Annotated in this window: 26 protein-coding genes; 17 read left to right on the top strand and 9 right to left on the bottom strand. The window is 67.3% G+C overall.

All coding sequences use genetic code 11. The features are described from left to right. Positions 1–46: 46 nt before the first annotated feature. On the bottom strand, positions 47–613 hold the full coding sequence (locus tag LCM15_RS16465; RefSeq protein WP_224858320.1) for a hypothetical protein: 567 nt from the start codon (positions 611–613) through the stop codon (positions 47–49). A gap of 183 nt (positions 614–796) precedes the next feature. Between LCM15_RS16465 and LCM15_RS16460 the strand changes: the two genes are divergently transcribed. From LCM15_RS16460 to LCM15_RS16450, 3 genes are all read left to right on the top strand, one after another. Beyond that, the gene (locus tag LCM15_RS16460; RefSeq protein WP_224858319.1) at positions 797–1081 is read left to right on the top strand and encodes a hypothetical protein; all 285 of its coding nucleotides are present in this window, start codon (positions 797–799) and stop codon (positions 1079–1081) included. After that, positions 1059–1757, top strand: a complete 699-nt coding sequence (locus tag LCM15_RS16455; protein WP_224858318.1) for a hypothetical protein — start codon at positions 1059–1061, stop codon at positions 1755–1757. Before LCM15_RS16460 ends, LCM15_RS16455 begins: the two co-directional genes overlap by 23 nt. 124 nt (positions 1758–1881) lie before the next feature. Next, positions 1882–2547 carry a glutathione S-transferase family protein gene (locus LCM15_RS16450; RefSeq protein ID WP_224858316.1) on the top strand — a complete coding sequence of 222 codons (666 nt, stop codon included), beginning with the start codon at positions 1882–1884 and terminating at the stop codon, positions 2545–2547. A gap of 207 nt (positions 2548–2754) precedes the next feature. Here LCM15_RS16450 and LCM15_RS16445 read toward each other — a convergent pair whose 3' ends face one another. After that, positions 2755–3279, bottom strand: coding sequence for a hypothetical protein (locus tag LCM15_RS16445; RefSeq protein WP_224858314.1), 525 nt, complete (start codon positions 3277–3279; stop codon positions 2755–2757). Between the two features lie 307 nt (positions 3280–3586). On the opposite strand from LCM15_RS16445, the gene queG reads away from it, so the two are divergent. Next, positions 3587–4627, top strand: a complete 1041-nt coding sequence (gene queG / locus LCM15_RS16440; protein WP_224858312.1) for a tRNA epoxyqueuosine(34) reductase QueG — start codon at positions 3587–3589, stop codon at positions 4625–4627. A gap of 115 nt (positions 4628–4742) precedes the next feature. Here queG and LCM15_RS16435 read toward each other — a convergent pair whose 3' ends face one another. Further along, a complete protein-coding gene (locus LCM15_RS16435; protein ID WP_224858309.1) occupies positions 4743–5213 on the bottom strand; it encodes a hypothetical protein in 471 nt (156 codons plus the stop codon). Between the two features lie 298 nt (positions 5214–5511). On the opposite strand from LCM15_RS16435, the gene msrB reads away from it, so the two are divergent. Beyond that, on the top strand, positions 5512–5961 hold the full coding sequence (gene msrB / locus LCM15_RS16430) for a peptide-methionine (R)-S-oxide reductase MsrB (protein WP_224858307.1): 450 nt from the start codon (positions 5512–5514) through the stop codon (positions 5959–5961). Then, positions 5958–6464 carry a peptide-methionine (S)-S-oxide reductase MsrA gene (msrA, locus tag LCM15_RS16425; protein ID WP_224858306.1) on the top strand — a complete coding sequence of 169 codons (507 nt, stop codon included), beginning with the start codon at positions 5958–5960 and terminating at the stop codon, positions 6462–6464. The genes msrB and msrA overlap by 4 nt, the downstream gene beginning before the upstream one ends. 58 nt (positions 6465–6522) lie before the next feature. Here msrA and LCM15_RS16420 read toward each other — a convergent pair whose 3' ends face one another. Next, complete coding sequence (locus LCM15_RS16420; RefSeq protein WP_224858305.1) at positions 6523–7227, bottom strand: Crp/Fnr family transcriptional regulator; 705 nt, start codon at positions 7225–7227, stop codon at positions 6523–6525. 533 nt (positions 7228–7760) lie between these two features. Between LCM15_RS16420 and LCM15_RS16415 the strand changes: the two genes are divergently transcribed. The 8 genes from LCM15_RS16415 (at position 7761) to LCM15_RS16380 (ending at position 15013) form a co-directional block, all read left to right on the top strand. After that, positions 7761–8408 (top strand): MliC family protein, encoded by a 648-nt coding sequence (locus LCM15_RS16415; protein WP_224858304.1) that lies wholly within the window; start codon positions 7761–7763, stop codon positions 8406–8408. Between the two features lie 215 nt (positions 8409–8623). Beyond that, a complete protein-coding gene (locus LCM15_RS16410) occupies positions 8624–9085 on the top strand; it encodes a GFA family protein (protein WP_224858303.1) in 462 nt (153 codons plus the stop codon). A 63-nt stretch (positions 9086–9148) separates the two neighbouring features. Continuing rightward, positions 9149–11158 (top strand): NADPH-dependent 2,4-dienoyl-CoA reductase, encoded by a 2010-nt coding sequence (locus LCM15_RS16405; RefSeq protein ID WP_224858302.1) that lies wholly within the window; start codon positions 9149–9151, stop codon positions 11156–11158. Positions 11159–11449: 291 nt separating this feature from the next. Continuing rightward, on the top strand, positions 11450–12010 hold the full coding sequence (locus LCM15_RS16400; protein ID WP_224858301.1) for a type 1 glutamine amidotransferase domain-containing protein: 561 nt from the start codon (positions 11450–11452) through the stop codon (positions 12008–12010). Positions 12011–12201: 191 nt separating this feature from the next. Further along, complete coding sequence (locus LCM15_RS16395) at positions 12202–13107, top strand: LysR family transcriptional regulator (RefSeq protein ID WP_224858300.1); 906 nt, start codon at positions 12202–12204, stop codon at positions 13105–13107. A 208-nt stretch (positions 13108–13315) separates the two neighbouring features. Then, the gene (locus tag LCM15_RS16390; protein WP_224858299.1) at positions 13316–14083 is read left to right on the top strand and encodes an ion transporter; all 768 of its coding nucleotides are present in this window, start codon (positions 13316–13318) and stop codon (positions 14081–14083) included. 50 nt (positions 14084–14133) lie between these two features. After that, entirely contained in the window at positions 14134–14610 is a 477-nt protein-coding gene (locus LCM15_RS16385; protein WP_224858298.1) for a cupin domain-containing protein, read from the top strand. A gap of 49 nt (positions 14611–14659) precedes the next feature. After that, entirely contained in the window at positions 14660–15013 is a 354-nt protein-coding gene (locus LCM15_RS16380; RefSeq protein WP_224858296.1) for a YigZ family protein, read from the top strand. Here the strand turns inward: LCM15_RS16380 and LCM15_RS16375 are convergent. Further along, positions 15010–15660: a TetR/AcrR family transcriptional regulator gene (locus tag LCM15_RS16375; protein ID WP_224858294.1), complete on the bottom strand. Its 651-nt coding sequence runs from the start codon at positions 15658–15660 to the stop codon at positions 15010–15012. The genes LCM15_RS16380 and LCM15_RS16375 overlap by 4 nt on opposite strands. A gap of 159 nt (positions 15661–15819) precedes the next feature. Here LCM15_RS16375 and LCM15_RS16370 point away from each other — a divergent pair, with 159 nt between their 5' ends. Then, entirely contained in the window at positions 15820–16719 is a 900-nt protein-coding gene (locus LCM15_RS16370; protein ID WP_224858292.1) for a LysR family transcriptional regulator, read from the top strand. Between the two features lie 94 nt (positions 16720–16813). Here LCM15_RS16370 and LCM15_RS16365 read toward each other — a convergent pair whose 3' ends face one another. The 4 genes from LCM15_RS16365 to LCM15_RS16350 are packed head-to-tail and all read right to left on the bottom strand — an operon-like array spanning position 16814 to position 19738. Next, positions 16814–17746 (bottom strand): OmpA family protein, encoded by a 933-nt coding sequence (locus LCM15_RS16365; protein ID WP_224858290.1) that lies wholly within the window; start codon positions 17744–17746, stop codon positions 16814–16816. Continuing rightward, on the bottom strand, positions 17718–18287 hold the full coding sequence (locus tag LCM15_RS16360) for a peroxidase-related enzyme (RefSeq protein ID WP_224858288.1): 570 nt from the start codon (positions 18285–18287) through the stop codon (positions 17718–17720). The genes LCM15_RS16365 and LCM15_RS16360 overlap by 29 nt, the downstream gene beginning before the upstream one ends. A gap of 3 nt (positions 18288–18290) precedes the next feature. Next, positions 18291–19019, bottom strand: coding sequence for a GNAT family N-acetyltransferase (locus LCM15_RS16355; RefSeq protein WP_224858286.1), 729 nt, complete (start codon positions 19017–19019; stop codon positions 18291–18293). Beyond that, positions 19016–19738 (bottom strand): competence/damage-inducible protein A, encoded by a 723-nt coding sequence (locus LCM15_RS16350; RefSeq protein WP_224858284.1) that lies wholly within the window; start codon positions 19736–19738, stop codon positions 19016–19018. The genes LCM15_RS16355 and LCM15_RS16350 overlap by 4 nt, the downstream gene beginning before the upstream one ends. A gap of 48 nt (positions 19739–19786) precedes the next feature. Here LCM15_RS16350 and sfsA point away from each other — a divergent pair, with 48 nt between their 5' ends. Together sfsA and LCM15_RS16340 are read left to right on the top strand one after the other, a co-directional pair. After that, positions 19787–20494 carry a DNA/RNA nuclease SfsA gene (gene sfsA / locus LCM15_RS16345; protein WP_224858282.1) on the top strand — a complete coding sequence of 236 codons (708 nt, stop codon included), beginning with the start codon at positions 19787–19789 and terminating at the stop codon, positions 20492–20494. 570 nt (positions 20495–21064) lie between these two features. Continuing rightward, a complete protein-coding gene (locus LCM15_RS16340; RefSeq protein ID WP_224858280.1) occupies positions 21065–22246 on the top strand; it encodes an aminotransferase class I/II-fold pyridoxal phosphate-dependent enzyme in 1182 nt (393 codons plus the stop codon). Positions 22247–22252 lie beyond the last annotated feature (6 nt).

Below are 22252 nucleotides of genomic sequence, written 5' to 3'. Positions count from 1 at the left end.
GACACCGGGCGGACGGGACTCCGCGCCGCTGCCGCTATCTCGTGTCTCAGTACTGGCGGCGATAGGGGCGCGGCAGGTTCGGCGCGGACTGCCGCACCGCCTCGAGGCGGTAGCCGTTCCGGCGCAGGCAACCGCCGTCGAAGGCACGTTCCTTGCGGCCACCGTCGCGCACATACATCTCGCAGGCGTCGGGAAGGCGGCTGGTGCGGACCCCGGCATTGGTCATGCAGTCGCGGTCGAAGGCAAAGCGGCTGGCCCCGCCGTCGATGCGCATCATGCATTGCGAGGGCAGCACGTATTCCGCATCGCGCCGATGGCCGAAGGCCGGGCCGATGACGCGCGGCGGCGCGGGGCGGCGGGCATCGTGACGCTCGCGCCACTCGCGCGCGCGCTCTTCCCGGCGCTTCTCCTCCTCCCGCTCCCTCTTGTCTCGCTTGCGCTCATCCTTGGCCCGCTCGCGGGCCTGCGCGACCGTGTTGCCCAGAAGGTAGAGCGCGCCCGCCGCCCCCAAGAGCTTGAGGGCATCCTTGCCGTCGGCCCGGGCGGGCGCGGCGGAGAAGGTGGTGATGGCGAGCGAAGCGGCCAGAACGGCGGCGATGAACTTGCGGGACATGGGCGGTCTCCTGTTGGCGTGTCTGTCGTGTCGGGTGGCGCCGCCGTTCTGGCCGACGCCCTGACCCGACCCTCGCCTGATCCGCGGATTTCAGGCAATATCGCCCCCCGGTTATCGGATAACCGGCCGGTTTCAGGCGCTCTGCTATTGAATTGCACCCCGCCCAAGCGCAGTGTCGCGGCCATGAAACGCATCCTTCTTCCCGTCTTCGTGGCGCTTGTGCTGCCCGCTGCCGCGCGGGCCGACTGCTATGTCGAGTACAAGGCCAAGCAGGACAGCCCGCTGCGCCTGCATTACGGCATCTCGCGCCTGCCGGGGGAGTGCCCCGGCAGCGGCGCCGCGGCAGAGCAACTCTCCGCCACCCTGGCCCGCGATGGCTGGACGCTCTTGAACGTGGTCGGGCTTTCGAGCAAGGAACCCGGTGACAGCAAGAAGGCGAACGCCGGTGAGTACTACCTCCGCTACTGACGCAAGACGCACCGGCGCGCGGCTGGTGGGGTTCGGCATTGCCGCGATCGTGGCGCTGCTGATCGGCGCCGGGGCGCTGCTGTTCTTCACCCTGCCGGACGCCAACGCCTTCAACGCCCGCGTCGAACGGCTGTTCATCGAGAACGACACCCTCACCGGTCAGGCCGAGGTCAAGCTGCTCGAGATCCTCGCCCAGTCGGGCACCGCCTTCTCGGACACGCTGGCGAGCTACCGGATGGTGATCTTCGTGCTGCTGGTCTTTGCCACCGCGCTGCTGGTGGCGGCGCTGGTGTTCCTCGTCATGCTGGTCATCCTGAACCGTCGCATGGCGCAGATCGAGCGCTCGGGCATCCAGGTCAGCTCGCTGATCATCAGCCGCGAGGAAAACACCGTCTATCTCAACACCATGGGCTTCAAGCTGACCGAGGCGATGGTCGAGACGCTGGCGGTGCTGGCCGAGGCGCGCATGGATGACGAGATGCTGTCGGGCGCGCAGATCGAGGCGATGATCTCGGGGCGCGACGCCGGCGATTGCGAGGAAGCGGCTGGCGCCACCCGCATCAAGCGCCTGCGCGACGGGCTCGGCAACCAGATGGTCAGCGAGCTTCTGGTCAAGAACATCGCCCGGCGCGGCTACATGCTGGCCATCGACAAGTCGGTGATCGAGGTTATCTGAGACCCGGGCACATCGGCAGCGCGTCGCGCGGGCGGCTGTGCCTGTTGAAGCCCCCAGTTGAAACTCAGGGGGATTGGGGGCAAAGGTGCTCGCAGTTCCCAAATCTCTCGGATACCATCGCCCCATGGCCAAGCTTTATCACGTGCCGCTATCCCCGTTCTGCCGCAAGGTTCGCCTGAGCCTCGCCGAAAAGAAGATCGAGTGCGAACTGGTCGAGGAGCGCTACTGGGAAAAGGACAACGATTTCCTGCGCCGCAACCCGGCCGGCAAGGTGCCGGTGCTGAAGATCGACGGCAAGACGATGTCGGAAAGCGCCGCGATCTGCGAATGGATCGAGGAGAAATACCCCGAGCCGTCGCTGATGCCGCGCTCGGCGGATGCAAGGCTCGAGGTGCGCCGGCTGGTGTCGTGGTTCGACGACAAGTTCCACCACGAGGTGACCTCCAAGCTGGTCTACGAGCGCGTCAACAAGAAGATCATGAAGCAGGGCTTCCCGGACAGCACCAACGTCAAGGCGGGGGCCAAGGCGATCAAGTATCACCTCGATTACATGGCCTGGCTGCTCGACCACCGGCGCTGGCTGGCGGGCGACGTGATGACGCTGGCGGATTTCGCCGCCGCGGCGCACCTGTCGGCGCTCGACTACATCTCGGACGTGGACTGGAACCGCTCGGAGACGGTCAAGGACTGGTACGCCAAGATCAAGTCGCGCCCGGCCTTCCGCTCGATCCTCGCCGACCAGATCCCGGGCTTCCCGCCGCCGCCGCATTACGCCGACCTCGATTTCTGAGGCGGGCGGGGGCGGGCGCGCTTGCCGCCGAGCCGAGAAAGCCCGAGCTGATCGGCCCCGTGCCGGGGGATCAGCCTTTGGGCGCCGTGCGGGCCGATGCAGGGCTGCTGGCGCCCCTCGCTATCCGGTCCGCGCAGGGGTGCGTTGCCACTACCGGGCGGGTCGCCCGGAGGGGCAGGCAACGCCCGGCCACGTGCGGCGGACAGGTCAGCGGTCGGCGAAGAAGTCCTCCGGCAGCACGTCCTTGAGACCGTAGAAGAAAATATCGATCTCGAGCGCCAGCCCGACCTCGAACGCGTTGAGTTCGGACCCGCTCCAGCGATGCTGCTCGAGGCGGGCGAGGAATTCGCGGCAGGTCTGGTCGGCGCGGGGATCGAGCGACAGCGTCAGCGCGGCGCGCAGCAGGTCGATGCGCTTGTGGACCTCGCGCATCGCCGAGAACGCCTCCATCATCGCCCGCGTCAGCCGCGGTTCGGTCTGCCAGCTCTGGCCGCCGAAGACCTCCTGAACCACGCGATTGCCGGCGCCGAGACAGTCATAGGCGACGCAGCCGGGAAAGCCCTCCTCGCTCAGCCGGTCGTGAATCGAACAGCTGTGGCCCGAGAGGTTCCGACAGGGCTCGCCCGGGTTCTTGTCGAACGCGAATTCGCGGCCCTTGTCGAAGGCCAGCGCAAGGCAGCAGAGGGCCGCGCACTTCGAGCAGTCGGTCTTGAGAGGGTCGGGCTGGGACATGCTGGCTCCCGGTGTTTTGTGCAGGGCGTCTGCCGGATGGCTGAGCGGCGGTATCCCGTGAAACGGCTCCGGGATGCAAGCGCTGGTGCCGGTGGGGCAGGACGTGACACTGTAAACCGCGGCGGCCGGATACGTTGACAGGCCCCGAGCCGGCCCCCTAAACGGCGCTGGCCGGGGCGCTGGGCACGGGCGGGCGGCGCATTGCCTGCGCGGCGGCACAGAGCGGAGAGAGGGGAAGGGGGCGCTGCCCCCGTCGCGCGTGGCGCGACTCCCCCGGAGTATTTTGGACGTAGAGAAGGGCAGGCGGGTGTCTTTGAAGCGCAAGCTGGTGGCGGAAGCGGCGGAGGTGGGGTTCGCCTCCTGCAAGGTCTGCCGTCCCGGCGATGTGCCGCATCTGGCGGAGCGGCTGGCGGCCTTTCTCGAGGCCGGGCGGCACGGGCAGATGGGCTGGCTGGCGGAGCGCACCCATTGGCGGGGCGACCCGCAGGCGCTCTGGCCCGAGGCGCGCTCGGTGATCATGCTGGCCGAGAATTACGGGCCCTCGCACGATCCCATGGCGGTTCTCGAGCAGCGCGACCGGGCGGCGATCTCGGTCTACGCTCAGAATCGCGACTATCACGACGTGGTCAAGAAGCGCCTCAAGCGGCTCGGGCGCTGGCTGATCGCCGAGGCCGAGCGCGAGGGCGGGGATGCGGAGATCAAGGTCTTTGTCGACACCGCGCCGGTGATGGAAAAGCCGCTGGGGCAGGCGGCGGGCCTTGGCTGGCAGGGCAAGCACACCAATCTCGTGAGCCGCGAGCTGGGCTCGTGGTTCTTTCTGGGCGCGATCTTCACCACGCTGGAGCTCGAACCCGATGGGGCCGAGCGCGACCATTGCGGCTCGTGCCGGGCCTGCCTCGACGTCTGCCCGACCAATGCCTTTCCCGCGCCCTACCAGCTCGATGCGCGACGCTGCATCTCGTACCTGACGATCGAGCATCACGGCCCGGTCGACGAGGCGCTGCGCCCGGGGCTGGGCAACCGGATCTACGGCTGCGACGATTGCCTCGCCGCCTGTCCGTGGAACAAGTTCGCGGTCGAGGCGCAGGAGATGAAGTACCACGCCCGCGAGGAGCTGGTGGCCCCGGAACTGGAGGAACTGGCGGCGCTCGACGATGCGGCGTTCCGGGCGCTGTTCTCCGGCTCGCCGATCAAGCGCATCGGGCGGGACCGGTTCGTGCGCAATGTCTGTTACGCCACCGGTAACTCGGGAGATCCGGCGCTGCGGCCGGCGGTGCAGGCGCTTTGCGAGGACGCCTGCGAGACTGTGCGCGACGCGGCGCGCTGGGCGGTGGTCCGGCTCGGGTAGCGCGAAAAGAAAAGGCCCGACCCCCGGGAGCAAGGGGTCGGGCCGGGCGCGCCCGCAGCGTGAGGCCGGTCAGGTGAGGGGCCGGCGGACGCGTCGTCGGGAAGAGGCGCCGGGGTCAGGCGCGGTCGTCGATCAGCATCGTCACCGATCCGTCGGTGTCCTGATAGACGCCCAGAACGTTGTCGGAGGTGAAGCCGTCTTCCTCGAGCGCGTTGGTGAGCACATCGCTGCCATCGACCTGGGTCTGCAGCATGTCGAGCGAGGTCTGGGCCCGTGCCAGAGCGTTGTCGAGCGCGGCGCTGCGGTCGGCCTCGTCGCTCTCGAGATCGCCGAGCGTCAGGATCGTGACCTCTGTATCCTCGGTGATTTCGCCGGTCGGAATGGCCACGCCGTCGCCGCCCAGATCGGACATGAGCTCGTTCAGCGTTTCCGGCACTTCGGTCGCGCCGATGCGGGTCTCGGAGCTGGCCTCGGCCTTCGACTGCGCGGTGAGATCGGTCTCCGACGCGCTCTGTGCGAAGGCTGTGGCGGAGAGGGTCGTGGCGAGAAGAGCGGCAAGGCCGAGCTTGGTCGAACGGATGGTCATCTGGGTCTTCCTTTAGGTCCATTGCATCCGACGCAATGTCGCGTCGATCGGGAAGGTAAGCCCGCGACGCCGGGAATGGATCCCTCGAAGTGCACGCCAAGCGTGCCGGTGGCGGTGACCCGCCGTGACGCCGGGGCAGGGAGTGGCAAGGCATCGCCGGTTCCCGCGCCTCGCGCCGGGGTGGCGGGTTTTCGCGCGTGGCGCGCCGTGATCACGGCAGGGTCAGGCCGATGAAACAGCCTTTGCATTGATGCCGATCAGACCCATCTTAGGAAGAAGACAGATCATGGAGGCGCCAATGGCAACTTATGAACGAAATCCCGACGTGATCGCCACGCTCGATCCCGAGCAGTACCGGGTCACGCAGGAAAACGGCACCGAGCGCCCGGGCAGCGGCGCGTATCTCGACAACAAGGAGCCCGGCATCTACGTCGACGTGGTTTCCGGAGAGCCGCTTTTCGCCTCGTCGGACAAGTACGAGAGCGGCTGCGGCTGGCCGAGCTTCGCCAAGGCCATCGAGCCCGCCCACGTCCAAGAGTTGCGCGACACCTCGCACGGCATGGTCCGGGTCGAGGTGCGCTCGACCCATGGCGACTCGCATCTGGGCCACGTCTTTCCCGACGGGCCGTCGGATCGCGGCGGGCTGCGCTACTGTATCAACTCGGCCTCGCTGCGCTTCGTGCATCGCGACGATATGGAGGCCGAAGGCTACGGCGCCTATCTCGATCAGGTGGAGGATGTGACATGAGCGAACGTGCAGTTCTGGCGGGCGGATGCTTCTGGGGGATGCAGGACCTGATCCGCAAGCTCCCCGGCGTGCAGGAGACCCGCGTCGGCTATACAGGGGGCGACGTGCCCAACGCGACCTACCGCAACCATGGCACCCACGCCGAGGGGATCGAGATCGTCTTCGATCCGGAACAGATCAGCTATCGGCGGATCCTCGAGGTGTTCTTCCAGATCCACGACCCCAGCACGCTGAACCGTCAGGGCAACGACGTGGGGATGAGCTATCGCTCGGCGATCTACTATGTCGACGAGGCGCAGAAGCAGACGGCGCTCGACACCATCGCCGATGTCGATGCGTCCGGTCTCTGGCCGGGCAAGGTGGTGACCGAGGTCGAACCGGTCGGCGCGTTCTGGGAGGCCGAGCCCGAGCATCAGGATTACCTCGAGCGGTTTCCGAACGGGTATACCTGCCACTACCCGCGTCCGGGCTGGGTGCTGCCGCGCCGCGACGCCGCGGAGTGACGTAGACGAAAGGCGGGGGCGTCGATGGCGCCCTTGCCTGCGGGCGGCAGACTCTGGCTTAGCCGCCCACCTCGTAGCTTCTCCGGTCGCGCGCGAGCTCTCCGCCGATGCTTTTGCGATCGAGAATGCGGATGCGTCCGCGCCCGAGCTCGACGGTGCCGTCCTCGGCCAGATCCTTGAGCATCCGGTTCACCTTCTGCCGCGAGCACCCCATCAACGTAGCGAGATGCGCCTGACTGATGCGGATGTCGGGATCCTCCGGCGTGCTGAGCACGCAGAGATAGTTGAGAAGCCGCGCATCGACGGTCTGGAACTGCTCGACGGCGCGGTTCTCGTTGTCGCGCAGCAGCCGACCGTGCAGAATGCGCGCGATATTGCGGATGACCTGCGGTTTCTGGGCGTATTCCAGCAACAGAGACACGGAGCCATAAAGGATCGTGGTGTCGGGCAGCGAGGTGCAGGTCGCGGCGCAGGGGGTGTCGGAGAGGCATTCGACATCGCCCATGATCTCACCGGGGCCGGCCACGTGAATGACGCTGAGATTTCCCTCGACGTCGAGAAAGCTGACAATCGCCCGGCCACGGGCCACGATGTAGAACCCGGCCGTGTGTTCGGACTGGGTGAGCAGGGCCGTTTCTTCGCTATAGTGCCGCAGCGTGCAGGCATCGAGAAAGCTGCGCTGCTCGTCTTCGGACAGACCCTTGAGCAGGCAGATCCCGAGCAGGTCGGGATAAATGGCGCTGACTTTCAGTCGTGGAGTCATGCCTGGCCGTAAGTAGTGATGGAAGAGCCAAGAAAGGACATAACCCGGTGTGTCCGGATCGATGGCGCGGTGGTGCGCAGGTCCATGTCTTGCTCCTGGGGATAAAGGCCTCCGGCGCGCGGCACGGATCCGCGCGCAGGAGGCATGATACAACCCAGGCAGGAGGGTTAAAATCCCCGACTAGAAAAAACACTCGCGTATTCGCGAAATTGGGCCCGACCGCCGCATCCCCGACGTTCGAACCGAGCCCCTGCCAAGAGACACTGGTTAAACAATAAAATGCCGCTCGGCGCGTGTTCGGCGAGCGAAATTCGGCCCGCGGCATGTGGTGTCACTACAGCAACTCGTGGTGCCCGTTGTGTCGCCAAAGTGACGTTTCCGGCATGGTCCCTCAATTTGATAAACAATTTTATTAAACAAAGAGGATTGCTTCATGCCATGGTTGATCGAATCGCCTGTTCCCGAGGCAACAAAGCGCAACCCTCGGCGTTCGAACGGTGCGAATCTGTCGAGCATCCGATTCGTGAGGTCCCATGTTCATGTCAGTTAAGTCGAAGCGCGCCGCGATGATCGCTCTGGTTGCGCTCGCGTTCTCCGGCCATGGCGCGATGGCGCTCGATCCGTCGTTCGACTGTGCCAAGGCGCAGTCCAGCGCCGAGGAGGCGGTCTGTTCCTCCGACGCGCTCGCCTCGCTCGATCTCGAACTGGCGCGGCTCTACAAGGCGGCGTCCACCGCACCCAACGTGACCCACCAGGCGCTCGCCAAACTCAAGGCGACGCAGCGCGGCTGGATCAAGGGGCGCGACGCGTGCTGGACCTCGGACATGGGCGTGCCGCTCTGTACCGCGAACGAATACGCCTTCCGGATCTCTGAGCTGCGCCAGCTTTATGCCAATGCGCGCGCCGGGGAGGGCGCCTCGCTTGGGCCGTACCCGTATCGCTGCGAGGGGCTGGACGAGACGGTCAGCGCCGTGTTCGTAAATACGCTCGAGCCGATGGTGGTGCTGCGCTGGGGCGAGGCCGCGGTGGTGTTGCCGCAGGTCGTGGCCGCCTCGGGCGCGAAATACGCCTCCGACGCATGGGCCGGTGGCCCGGCGCTGTTCTGGATCAAGGGGCGCGACGCGCAGTTCGCGGCGCCCGGACAGGATGAGCTGAGCTGCCAAGAGGACGATATCGGATAGGAGGCGCACCGTGGTGGGGCATCGGCGTCGGTGGGAGCGAGTTTTGCAGCCACGCGACGGCGGGCAAGCGCGACGCTCCGCCTGCAGCATCCATGTGCGATTCCGCCGTCGCGCAGCTCTAGTTCGGGGGCGCTTCGAAGAAGCGCCGCATCAATCACACCGTGGGCGCGCAAGCGGCCCGCCACCTGACCCGCCACACAAAGGGAGGCGCCTCCATGTCCGATTTGCCCGCCACGGGGGCTTGCCGCTGCGGCGCCCTTCAGATCGAGGTCTCGGCCCCGCCGATCATGACCGCGGCCTGCCACTGTCGCGGCTGTCAGAAAATGAGCGCCAGCGCCTTCTCCCTCACCGCCATGGTGCCGGCGGCGGGCTTCCGGGTCGTCGCGGGCACGCCAGTGCAGGGCGGCATCAAGGGGCCGGTCTGTTCGCATTTTCATTGCGCCGCGTGCTTTTCGTGGGTCTTCACCCGGATCACCGGCATGGACGATCTGGTCAATATCCGCCCGACGATGTTCGACCGCCCCGCCTGGTGCGAGCCCTTCATCGAGACGCTCTGCGCCGAGAAGCTGAGCTGGGCCTCGACACCCGCCCGGCACCGCTTTGACGGCTTCCCGCCCGAGGACAGCTTTGCGGACCTCATGGCCGCGTTCGGCGACGCGATGGCAGGCCGGCTCTGACGCCACGTTCCGACTGACAGCAGCACGGGCGCTTGGCAGGGTCGCGCGCAAGGAGGACCGCCCATGACCAGCTACCCCCACATGCTGCGCCCGCTCGAGCTTGGCTTCACGACCCTGAAGAACCGGGTCTTGATGGGCTCGATGCACACCAATCTCGAGGAGCGCGGCGACTGGAACCGGGTGGCCGCCTTCTACGCGGCACGGGCCAGGGGCGGGGCCGGGCTGATCGTCACCGGCGGCATGGCTCCAAACGCCGAAGGCGGTGTGTTCCCCGGCGCCTCGGGGCTGTTTACAGACGAGGACATCGCGCATCATCGCGTGATCACCGACCGGGTGCATGACGAGGGCGGCAAGATCGCCATGCAGATCCTTCACGCCGGGCGCTATGCCTACGGGCCGGATTGCGTCGCGCCGTCGGCGATCAAGTCGCCGATCTCGCCGTTTCCGCCCACCGAGCTCGATGAGGCCGGCATCGAGAAGCAGATCGCCGACATCGCCACCGCCGCCGCCCGCGCCCGCGAGGCCGGCTATGACGGGGTCGAGGTGATGGGGTCGGAGGGCTATTTCCTCAACCAGTTCCTCGTCACCCACACCAACCGGCGCGAGGATCGCTGGGGCGGCAGCTACGAGAACCGGATGCGCCTGCCAGTCGAGGTGATGAAGCGCGTCCGCGCCGCGGTGGGCGATGATTTCATCGTCATCTTCCGCCTCTCGATGATCGATCTCGTGCCCAGCGGCTCGACCCACGAGGAGGTGGTGCAGCTGGCGCAGGCGATCGAGGCGGCGGGGGCCACCATTCTCAACACCGGCATCGGCTGGCACGAGGCGCGGGTGCCGACCATCGCCACCTCGGTGCCGCGAGCGGGCTTTGCGTGGGTGACGAAGAAGCTCATGGGCAAGGTCGGTATCCCGGTCATCACCTCGAACCGGATCAACACGCCCGAGGTCGCCGAGCAGTTGCTGGCGGAGGGCTGCGCCGACATGGTGAGCCTCGCGCGGCCCTTCCTCGCCGATCCCGATTTCGTCGCCAAGGCCGAGGCCGGGCGTGCGGATCTCATCGCGCCCTGCATCGCTTGCAATCAGGCCTGCCTCGACCACACGTTTCAGGGCAAGGTGTCGTCCTGCCTCGTCAATCCGCGTGCCGGACACGAGACCGAGCTGGTGATCGCCCCCGCCGAAAGCGCCCGCCGCATCGCCGTGGTCGGGGCCGGGCCGGCGGGCCTGTCCTGTGCCATTACCGCGGCGCAGCGGGGCCACGCGGTGACGCTGTTCGAACAGGCGGACGAGATCGGCGGCCAGCTCAACATGGCCCGCAAGGTGCCCGGCAAGGAAGAGTTCGACGGGCTGGTCGACTGGTTCGCCGCGATGGTGAAGGAGGCGGGCGTGACGCTTCAGCTCGGCACGCGCGCGGATGCCGAGGCTCTGCGCGGCTTCGACGCGGTGGTCGTGGCCACCGGCGTGCTGCCGCGCGATCCGCAGATCCCCGGTCAGGATCACCCCAAGGTGCTGAGCTATGTCGAGGTGCTGCGCGGCGGTGCAGAGGTCGGCCAGCGCGTGGCGGTCGTGGGCGCCGGGGGCATCGGCTTCGACGTCTCCGAGTTCCTCGTCACCGGCAAGAGCCCGACGGTGGACCTGCCCGAATGGCTGCGTGAATGGGGCGTGACGGACCCGGAGGAGGCCCGCGCGGGTCTCGCCCCCGACGGCCCACAGCCCGAGCCGCCGTTGCGCGAGGTGGTGCTGCTGCAGCGCAAGGCCGAGAAGGTCGGCAAGCGGCTCGGCAAGACCACCGGCTGGATTCACCGCGCGGCGCTGATGCTCAAGGGCGTGCAGATGAAGGCCGGGGTGAGCTACGAGCGCATCGACGATGCCGGGCTGCACATCACCCGCGAGGGCAAGCCCGAGATCATCGCCTGCGACACCGTGGTGCTCTGCGCCGGGCAGGAGAGCCTGCGCGCGCTGGCGGATGCGGTGGAGGGGCCGGAGGTGCATGTCATCGGCGGTGCCGACGTGGCCGCCGAACTCGACGCCAAGCGCGCCATCGATCAGGGCGTGCGGTTGGCCGCGACGCTCTGATCTTCGGGGCGCCGCTGACCGTGGCGCCCGTCTGGCTTCGAACGGGGCAGGGGCGGACCTGCGACCGGCGCTTGGCCATTCCCCTTCGGCATTTCGGACCGCGTCTGCGGCCATCTTGTGTCGCGCAGGCCATCGCGGGGCCGGCCTCTGGCGCTCCCGTGGGCGCCCCTAGGGCCGCGCGAAGTGCCGCCTCAGATCACGCCCCCGTGATCTCCCGTGAGCTGACCGATGGAACATCCCCCCGGGGGGAGCGCGTTCTCCGTTCAAACGCAGCTTCGATAGGAGGCCACCATGCCCAAGATCACTGACGCCAAGGTTCTCATCATTTCCACCAACGGCTTTGAGCAGTCCGAGCTCGAATTCCCCCGCGACCAGCTCCGCGCCAAGGGCGCCGAGGTCCACGTGGCTTCGCTCGACGGCAAGTCCATCAAGGGCTGGGAAGGCTCCGACTGGGGCCGCGAGGCCGAAGCCGATCTCAAGATCGCCGACGCCGACCCGACCCAGTATGACGCGCTCGTCATTCCCGGCGGCCAGATCAACCCCGACCTGCTGCGCGTCGAAGACAGCGTAATCGCGCTGGTCCGCGCCTTTGCCAAGCAAGGCAAGGCGATCGCCGCAATCTGCCACGGACCGTGGGTGCTGATCGAAGCCGACATCGTCGCCGGCCGCGAGATGACCGGTTACCCGTCGATCCGCACCGACCTCAAGAACGCCGGTGCGCGCGTCATGGATGAGCCGGTGGCCTGCGACAGCGCCATCATCACCAGCCGCAACCCGGACGACTTGAAGGCCTTCGTTTCCAAGATTGTCGAGGAGATCGAAGAAGGCCGTCACAACCAGAAAGCCGCGTAACCACGCGCCTTTCCGCGAATAAGGTGGCCGCGCCCTGCGACCGGGGCGCGGCTTTTTTACGGGCAGGTCAGCGGGTTTCCCGCGCAGCCACAAAGCGCAATGAAACCCCCGTATTGTCTCGACCGTGTCTAAATCGCGCCCCAATCCGGGGGCATCTGTCAGGTTTAACGAGGAACGAGTGAGGACGCGTTATGGATCGCTTGACTGAAATGGAGGCCTTCGCAACGGTTGTGGATCAGGGGGGCTTCACCGACGCTGCCAAGAAGATGGGCATCTCGAAGTCGGCAGTCTCGAAGCACGTCTCCTCCCTTGAGGCCCGCCTCGGCGCTCGGCTGCTGAACCGGACCACGCGCCGTGTCTCTCCGACCGAGATCGGTCTGGCCTATTACGATCGCGCCCGCCGGGTGCTCAACGATGCGGGCGAGGCCGATGCGCTGGTGACCTCGATGCAATCCGCTCCCTCGGGGCTGCTGCGGATCTCGGTCGCCACCGACTTCGGTGTCAACCACATGAGCCCGGTTCTGGGCGATTTCCTCGCCGAGTTCCCAGAGATCACCGTCAACATGGTGCTCAACAACCGCTACGTGGAGCTGATCTCGGAAGGCTTCGACATGGCGGTGCGCATCGGTGAGCTGGAAGACAGCACGCTGCGCGCCCGCAAGCTGACCGATACGACCAAGCGCATGATCGCCTCACCGGCCTATTTCGAGAAGTTCGGCCGCCCGACGCGGATCGACGATCTCAACGAGCACAAGCTGCTGCATTATTCCAACCAGTCGAGCGGCAGTGTCTGGAAAGTCACCGCGCCGTCGGGCGAAAAGCGTCAGGTCCGCACCGCGGGCTGGTTGTCGGTCAATGACGGGCAGTCGCTGCTCAATGCCTGCATTGCCGGCCTCGGCATCGCCTATCTGCCGTCCTACCTTTATGCCGACGCGATGAAGCAGGGACTTGTCGAGGATGCGATCCCGGACCTTCCGGTCGAGACGCAGGGCATCTACGCGGTCTACCCGCCGGGCCGGTTCACCCAGCCCAAGGTGCGCGCCTTCATCGACTTCCTCGTGCACGCCTTCGCCGATCGCGGTCCGCAGGACTGGTGAGCCGCGGGTTTCCCCTCGTGCCCTTTGTATAAGATCCTTCGCCCCGGTTCCCGCCGGGGCGTTTTGCAGTCCGGCGCCGTGCCGCGCTGCAGACCGCAGGGCCGCGCCTGCCGTCGCGCCCTTGTGTGCATTCCCGGCAACGGGGCTGGATTGTCGCCTCCGCGATCCCTAGATCGCTAGCGACCCCAGACCGGAGCCTTTTCCAAAGATGCGCCAGAAGCTTGCCGAGTTCCTCGACCGCCCCGCGACGCGATACGCGATCATGGGGGTCATCCTGTTCAACGCCGTCATTCTCGGGCTCGAGACGTCCGCCACGGTGATGGCCGAGATCGGCTGGCTGATCATCGCACTCGACGTCATCTGCCTGTCGATCTTCGTGGCCGAGCTTGCCGCCAAGCTTTACGCGCGGGGCCTGTCCTTCTTCCGCTCGGGCTGGAACGTCTTCGATTTCGTCATCGTCGGCATCGCGATTGTCCCGGCGGGGCAGGGGCTGGCGGTGCTGCGGGCACTGCGCATCCTGCGGCTTCTGCGCGTGGTCTCGGTGGCGCCGACCCTGCGCCGGGTGGTCGAGGGTTTTGTCTCGGCGCTGCCCGGCATGGGGTCGGTCTTCCTGCTGATGGGGATCATCTTCTACATCGGCTCGGTGATCGCGACGAAGCTCTACTCGGCGACCTTCCCCGAGTGGTTCGGCACGCTCGGCGCCTCGGCCTATTCGCTGTTCCAGATCATGACGCTGGAAAGCTGGTCGATGGGCATCGTCCGCCCGGTGATGGAGGTTCACCCCCAGGCCTGGCTGTTCTTCGTGCCGTTCATCCTGATCACCACCTTCGCGGTGGTGAACCTCGTGGTCGGTTTGATCGTCAACTCGATGCAGGAGGCCCACGCCGTCGAGGAGATCGCCGCCACCGAGGACTATCGAGAGCAGGTCATACAGCGACTGGCCGCGATCGAGGCGCGGCTCGACGAAAGGCGCTGACGGGCGCTGCGCCCTGCGCTAGGCTCGCCCTGAAAACAAGGCGGGGGCACATGCCGAAATTCACCGAAGCGACCGCGCGGCGCGACACTGGCGCTGGCGTCTGCGGGCCCTTCGAGGCGGTGCTGTTCAGCGACAGCGGTGGGCTGAGCCAGTTCGGCGCCTTCCTCGAGATCCTGCCGCCGGGCTCCCGCAGTTCGATCCGCCACTGGCACGCGGACGAGGACGAGATGCTCTACATGCTCGAGGGCACGCTCACCGTGCACGAGGGGGCGGAGAGCTACACGCTGACGCCGGGCGAGGCCGCCACCTTCCGCGCGGGCGTTCCGGAGGGCCACTATGCCGAGAATCGCAGCGATGCGCCGGTGCGCTACCTCGTCATCGGCACTCGCGCGATGCGCGACGTGGTGACCTATCCCGACAGCGACCGGGTGCTGCGCCTGCGCCGCGACCCCGAGAGCAACGCGGTTGTCGAGCGCGTCTACACCACGCTTGACGGCGCCCCGGCGGACTCGCCCTACGGCGACTGAACGCACCCCCGCGGTTGCCTCGGCGAAAGGGCGCGGCTAGACCGCTGCCATGCGGATCATCGAGAACATCATCAGCGACCGCGGCTCGAAATACGCCGTCTCCGGTTCGCCCTGCCGGTCCGAGGACGAGGCCAAGGCCCTGATCAAGGAGCTCTGCCGCAAGAAGAAGTTCGCCAAGGCGACCCACAACACGTGGGGCCTGCTGACAGCTGACGCGCCGGTGAAGAACGACGATGGCGAAAGCGGCGCCGGCATGGTGATCCTGCGGATGCTCGAGCGCGAGGGCCTGCAGGACCATCTGGTGGTGGTGACGCGCTGGTATGGTGGCAAGCATCTGGGCGGCGACCGGTTCCGCCACGTGCAGGAGGCGGTGCGCCTCTATCTCGAGGATCTGCGCGGCTAGGTGCCGCCGCTGCGGGCCTCCACACGTCCGCCGTCGAGCAGGCGTCCGACGCGGTGCATGATGGTGTCGACGCAGCTCTCGGTCGTGGCGTCGTAGTAGATCGCCGGGCGCAGGCCGAAGGTGTAGATCGCGTAGATCGCCTCGATCAGTGTCTCGATTTCGGCCTCGCTCAGTTTTTGCAGGTCAACGTCTTCATTCAGGATCTGCGCGATCGGCGACAGGGCTTGCGCCAGGTGTGCGCGGTTGCGGTCTTCGGTCTCGCGCGGCCATTGCCAGTAATAGGCCTGCATCACCGCCAGAAGCTGCGTGTCCTCGAGATCGTGTCTGGCATAGGTCTCGATGACCCAGCGCAGCCGCTCCATCGTGCTGCCCTCGTCCGGCAGGCCGGCCTTGATCGCGGCGATCTGGGCGTCATTGTTCTCTTGGATCAGCTCGTAAAGCAGCCCGGCCTTGCAATGGAAATGCGCGTTGATCATCGCATGGGTCACGCCAGCCTCGCGCGCGATCTCGGTCACCGAAACGTTGTGATAGCCGTATTGCCGGAACAGCCTGCGGGCCGCGTCGGTCAGGCGCGCTTTGGTCGCGGCGCTTTGCCGGTCCTTCTGGGTCAGGCGGCTACGTTGCGGAGGATGCGGATCTTTGGGCATGAAATCTGCCTCACTTTTGCGCTGTCACAAATCGCTTTACCGGTATAGATACCACAAACGTAAACAATGTAACTAAGATTGTTACCGAAAAGTTGACGGTGTTCACTCCGCTTTTTATAAGCAAACCGGTTCGAACGTGCGTTCAAGGGGATCCGGGCGATGGATCGATTCAACGAGATGAGGGCATTTGCCCAGGTCATGGAGCAGCGTTGCTTCAGCAGTGCGGCGGAAACGCTCGGCCTCTCGAAGGGCTCGGTGTCGAAACAGGTGGCGTCGCTCGAACGGCGCCTCGGACTCGCATTGTTCGAGCGCACGACCCGTCAGGTGACCCCGACCGACGAGGGGCGCATGTACTATGACCGTGCGCGCCAGATCCTCGACGAGACCGCGCGCGCCGATCTGATCGCGCGCGCCATGAAATGCGCGACCTCCGAGGGAGAGACCCTGCGGGTTCTGGCCGCGCCCGAGATCGTCGACCATGTCGTGATGCCGCGCATCGGCGGCTTCCTGCAGTCGATGTCGGCGTTGAGGGTCGATTTCCGCTGCGATGACGACCCTGCCGAACCGAACGAGACCGAGGACTGGGATGTCGCCCTGGCGGTGACCCCGGCCGAGCTCCGCCCGCTCGCGTCGCGCGTCATCGGTGCCACCCGCGGAATGCTCGTCGCCTCGCGCGACTATCTTGATCGGGAGGGCGTGCCGCGCGACCTGAGCGCGCTGAGCCTGCACCGGCTGTTGCGTGAAAACGGCACGCCGGAGCGAGGGTGGCGCCTGATCGACGAGGATGGCGCCGACGTGTCGATCACCTCGGCCCGGCAGCTTCTGTTCAGGGATCGCCGGTCGCAGCTTGCGGCCTGCCAGTCCGGCCTCGGAATCGCGCTGCTGCCCGACTACATGGTGCGCGAGGACCTGAACAAGGGCCGGCTGGTGCCGGTCATGCCGGGGCTGTCGAGCCGCCGCAAACTGATCTCCGCAAGCCACGCCGACACGGCGACGCCAAGCCGCACCGCGGTACTCTTCGAGGAATTCCTGGGTCAGGCGCTTATGCAGTACGGCTGACGCCTGACCCTTCCGGTTCAGGCGGTTCGACTCACCCCCTACGGGATCGCCTGGGGGCCCCGGTGGCGTTACACGCTGGCCGGGGTCCCGAAACTCATTCGACCGGGAGCAGGATCGCCTCGACGCGGCGGTTCTCCTCCCGGCCCTGCGCGGTGAGATTGCTGGCCACCGGGGCCAGATAGCCCGCGCCCTCCGATCCGAGCTGCGCCGCCGCGATGCCTTTGCCGCGCACGTAATCCCTTGCCGCGTTCGCCCGCTCGCGGGAGATCGCGATATTGGCCTCGAGCGAGCCCGTCGCATCGGTGTGCCCGACGAACAGCACCCGCCGGTCCGGGGTCTCGGCGAGATAGGCGGCGATCGCATCGAGCGAGGCCACCGCGCCACCGCCCAGCGAGGACGAGCCGCTCTCGAAGCTCAGGTCGCGAAGGACCATGTGCCCCTGCGTCTCCAGCGCCGCCGTTTCCGCCGTGCTTACCGTGACCGGGGCCGGGCCGCTTTCCTCCGGGGCAGGGGAGGCCTCTGACCCGGCCTTGCCGCCGCTCTGGATCACCTGCACATAGCTTGCCGCGCTCGAGCGGCTGACCAGCAAGGTCACGTGGTCGCCCTCGGGCCCCCGGGCGCTGAGAAAGCGGAACGCGGTGAGGTCGACATACATCTCGGGCGCCGGGATCACCTCGGTGCCGAAGCGGAAATCGAAGCCGCCGCAGCGGGCCGAGGAACAGTCGAAGAGGATCTCGTAATCCTCCGCCTCGAGCTGCGCGCGCAACGGTGCCAGCGCCTGCAGCGTGGTCAGGTCGGGCGAGGGGATGCGCCACGCCTGCCGCAGGACCCGGCCCTCGGAGCGGATCACCGGGATGCCGGTCTCCTCCTGCCACGGCCCGGTGGGCACCGCGTAGCTGCCCGGGTCCGAGACCCGCTCGGCCATCAGCCGCGCGCCGGCCGGCAGCGCCAGTTCGAGCGCAGAGGCCGGCGAGCAGAGCGTCGCCAGCAGCGCCGCCTCAGCGAGCCTGCGCGTGATAGTCGTCATTCGGCCTCATGTCGGTGGCCGAAGCCACCCGGTTGGTCATGTTGAAGAAGCCCGCGACGTTGGCGATGTCCCAGATGTCGCGCTCGGAGAAGCCCGCGTCGCGCAGCGCCTCGCGGTCGTACTCGGCGATCTCGGCGCTGGCCTTGGTCATCTTCTCGACAAAGCTCAGCATGGCGCGCTGGCGGTAGGGCAGGTCGGCGACGCGCCAGTTCATCACCAGCATCTCGCCGAGCTTGGGGTCGCCGGACAGCTGGCGCACGGCGGCGCCATGGGCGGTCAGGCAGTAGAAGCACTTGTTGATCGACGACACGACGACCGCGATCATCTCGCGCTCGAGCTTGCTGAGGCCGGAGCCCGCCAGCATCAGTTCGTTGTAGATCGCGGTAAAGGCGTTGAGCTTGGCGATGTCGAAGGCGTGGGCCTTCAGCACGTTCGGCACCATGCCCAGTTTCTCGTCGCAGATGTCGAAATACTTCCGGGTCTCCGGCGGCAACGGATCGACCATCGGCAGGTTGAGGGCGGTGGGCAGGTCCTTGGTCATGTCTCAGGTCTCAGGTTTGATGCGATAGTGGTACTCTCCCACGGCCTCGAAGCCGAGGGAAGCGTAGAGACCGTTTGCCGCCGCGTTCTCGCTCAGGCAGAGCGCCGCCATCCACTGCGCTCCGTTTTCCTGCGCCCAGATCCCGGCGCGGCGCATCATCCACTTGCCGAGCCCCTTGCCGCGATGGGCCGCGCGGATCTCGAGCGCGTGCACCATGGCGATGCCGTTATGGATGGCGCAGAACCCGGCCCCGGCGGGCTTGTCGTCGGTCCGCCCGAGGATCGCGGTCTTCGGCCCCTGCGCGCGCTCCATCACCCGGTAGCGCGCCGGACCGATGCCGCCCTCGGCCCAGATCTCGTGCATGATGGCGAGCGGCTCCCAGATCGCGAACGCCCGCACTCTGGGGATCTCGCGATCGGTGAGGCTCTCCACGGGCGCACACCACAGGGTCACCGGGTCGATCACCGCGTAGCCCTCGGTGGCGAGCGCGGCGTCGAGCGCGTCCTCGCCGGCGCGGATCATGAACAGCGCGTCCTGTCCCATCAGCCGCATCGCCTGCTCGGCGGCGGCAAGGTCGTCGCGGTCCCAGTCGCCGGAGGCGGTGGCGCAGGACACCCGCTTGCCGCCGCCGCCGCCGTCGCGCAGGCGCCACGGCCCGGCCTCGATCACGTTCGCCGCGGGCCAAGTGCCGTCGATGGCATCGTAGAGCCGCGCAAGTCCGGGCTCGCTCATGCCGGGAACATCGCGCAGAGCCGGGTCATCGCGGCATCGACCCGCGCACCGTCGGCGCCACGGATGACGATATTGGCGCCGTAGATGCCGTTCTTCTGGAACGGGTAGGAGCCGATCGACAGGTCGCCGAACTCCGAGGCCAGCTCCGCCAGCGGCCCGGCGATATCGCCCTCGCCGCGCTCCACCCGCAGGTTCTGCGACAGCAGCGGCGCTCCGCCGGTGAGGGTCGGCAGCACGCTGGCCACCATGGTCTCGAACACCGCCGGGACGCCGGCCATGACATAGACGTTGTCCATGGCAAAGCCCGGCGCGATCGAGACCGGGTTCTCGATCAGCACCGCGCCGTCGGGAATGCGCGCCATGCGCTGGCGCGCGGCGTTGAACTCCGAGCCCTGGCGCTCGTAATGCGCCGCCAGCAGCGCGTAGGCATCCTCGCGGATGTCGATCGAGACGCCGAAGGCGGCGGCGACGCAATCGGCGGTGATGTCGTCATGGGTCGGCCCGATGCCGCCCGAGGTGAAGACGTGGTCGACCTTGCCGCGCAGCTCGCTGATGGCGCCGACGATGGCGTCGCGGTCATCCGATACCACGCGCGCCTCGCGCAGGTCGATGCCGACCTTGGTCAGCTCCTTGGCGAGGTGGTTGGTGTTGCTGTCGCGGGTGCGGCCCGAGAGGATCTCGTCCCCGATCACGATCATCGCTGCGGTGGGATTGGTCATCGAACTGTCCTTCTTGGCGCGCCTTTGGCAATGGTATAGGCCCGCGCCATGCGCTTTCAAACCCCCCTGATCCGCGCGGTCCTGCTGCGCCGCTACAAACGCTTCCTCGCCGACGCGAGGCTCGAGGAAGGGCGCGAGATCACCGCCCATGTGGCCAATCCGGGCAGCATGATGGGGCTGAAGGACGAGGGCCTGACGATCTGGCTCGAACCCAATGACGACCCCCGGCGCAAGCTGAAATACGCCTGGCGGCTAGTGGAGCACGAGACCGGCGCCTTCACCGGCGTCGACACCGGGGTGCCCAACCGGATGCTGCGCGCAGCGCTCACCGCCGGTCGCGTTCCCGGCCTCGAGGGCTACGACACGGTGCGCCCGGAAGTGAAATACGGCGAGAACAGCCGCATCGACTTCCTGCTCACCTCCGAGGGCCGTCCGGACGCCTATGTCGAGGTCAAGTCCGTCACGCTCTCGCGCACGCCGGGCCTGGCCGAGTTCCCCGACAGCGTTACTGCCCGCGGCGCCAAGCATCTCGCCGAACTCGCCAACATGGCCGAGGCCGGCCACCGCGCGGTGATGCTCTACCTCGTGCAGCGCACCGATTGTAGCGCGGTCACCCTCGCCGCCGATCTCGACCCCGCCTATGCGGCCGCCTTTTGCGAGGCCACCGCCCGCGGCGTGGAGGTGCTGGCCTTCGATTGCGTCATCAGTCCGGAGGGTGTCAGTCTCGGCGCCCCGCTTCCCTTCCGCGCCCCCTGACCCCGCCCGCCGCGCGCGCCCCCCGCAGGGCCACCGATCGCGGCGCCCCAAAGCGCCCCACCTCCCGCCCGCGGCGTGGAGGGGCCGGCCTCCGATCGCGCCATCAGCCCCGAAAGCGACAGCCTCGGCACCCCGCGCCCCCTAACCCCGCCCGCCGCCGGCCCTCGGCAGGGCTACCGATCGCAGCACCTCCCAAAGCGCCCCCATCTTCTCTTCGTCAAAAATACTCCGGGGGAGACGCGGCTCTGCCGCGGCGGGGGCGGAGCCCCCAACGGACGCGACGCTCCCGCCGCGCTAGGCGCCGGACAGGCGCCGACCCGGCCACGCGCACCGATCCGCCACAGTCTCCGTTGCGCTCCAAGCCATGCGCCGCCCAAGCCGGGCGGAAATGCAACGTGGAAGGGGGCTTGCAGCCTTTCCGGGCGGTTGCGGCATTCCCGCCACAGCCCGGGTCGGCGTGGTCACAGTGCTGGACGCAAGCCGGGGTTTTCCCGTATCGTGAGACCAAAGCGGGGCGAAAACGATCCCGGATAAAAAGCAGTATTGCAGGCAGTCAAAGGCATATTCGCCATGTTTCCCGAGCGGTTTTCGAACCTGCCGCCCTATGCGTTTCCGCGTCTGCGGGCGCTGCTCGATGCGCATGCGCCGGGCGGCGACGTCACGCATATGTCCATCGGCGAGCCCAGGCACCCGTTCCCCGACTGGGTAGGCGCGGTGCTGGCCGAGCACGTCTCGGAGTTCGCCAAGTACCCGCCCAATGACGGCACCCCCGAGCTCCAGCAGGCGATCTCGGACTGGATCGCGCGCCGCTACGGCGTGAGCGTCGATCCTCAAACCCAGGTGATGCCGCTCAACGGCACGCGTGAGGGGCTCTACAATGCCGCCATGGCGCTCTGCCCCGAGCAGAAGGGCGGCAAGCAGCCCGTGGTGCTGATCCCGAACCCGTTCTACCAGGTCTATGCCGTGGCCAGTGTCTCGGTGGCAGCCGAGCCGGTCTTCGTGAATGCGACGGAGGAGACGGGCCACCTGCCGGATTACCATGCGCTGCCCGAGGACGTGCTCGACCGCACCGCGCTGGCCTATATCTGCTCGCCCGCGAACCCGCAGGGCGCGGTGGCCGACCGCGGCTACTGGGAGCGGCTGATCGCGCTGGCCGAGCGGCATGATTTCCGCATCCTCGCGGACGAGTGCTATTCAGAGGTCTACCGCGGCGAGGCGCCTGCCGGCGCGCTTCAGGTCGCGCGCGAGATGGGCGCCGATCCCGAGCGCGTGGTGATCTTCCACTCGCTGTCGAAGCGCTCGAACCTGCCCGGGCTGCGCTCGGGCTTCGTGGCCGGCGGCCCCGAATGCATGAAGCGCATCAAGCAGCTGCGCGCCTATTCCGGCGCCCCGCTGCCGCTGCCGATCCAGCGCGTGAGCGAGCGGGTCTGGGCCGACGAGGACCACGTCGTCGAGAACCGCAGGCTCTATGCCGAGAAGTTCGACATGGCCGACCGGATCTTCGGCAACGTGGCGGGCTACACGCCGCCGCAGGCCGGGTTCTTCCTCTGGCTCCCGGTCGAGGACGGCGAGGCGGCGGCGCTGAAGCTCTGGCAGGAGACCGGGGTGCGGGTGCTGCCGGGCGCCTACCTCTCGCGCGACACCGGGGCCGGCAATCCGGGCAGGGGATATATCAGGGTCGCCCTCGTGGCGAACCGGGAGCAGACCGAGCAGGGACTCACGCGGATCCGTGACTGTCTCTATGGGCAATAAGAAAAA

This window comes from Salipiger bermudensis (assembly GCF_020171625.1).
GTDB lineage: Bacteria > Pseudomonadota > Alphaproteobacteria > Rhodobacterales > Rhodobacteraceae > Salipiger > Salipiger bermudensis_B.
Note: the sequence above shows the minus strand (reverse complement) of the source record. Positions and strands in the feature narration are given on the sequence as shown.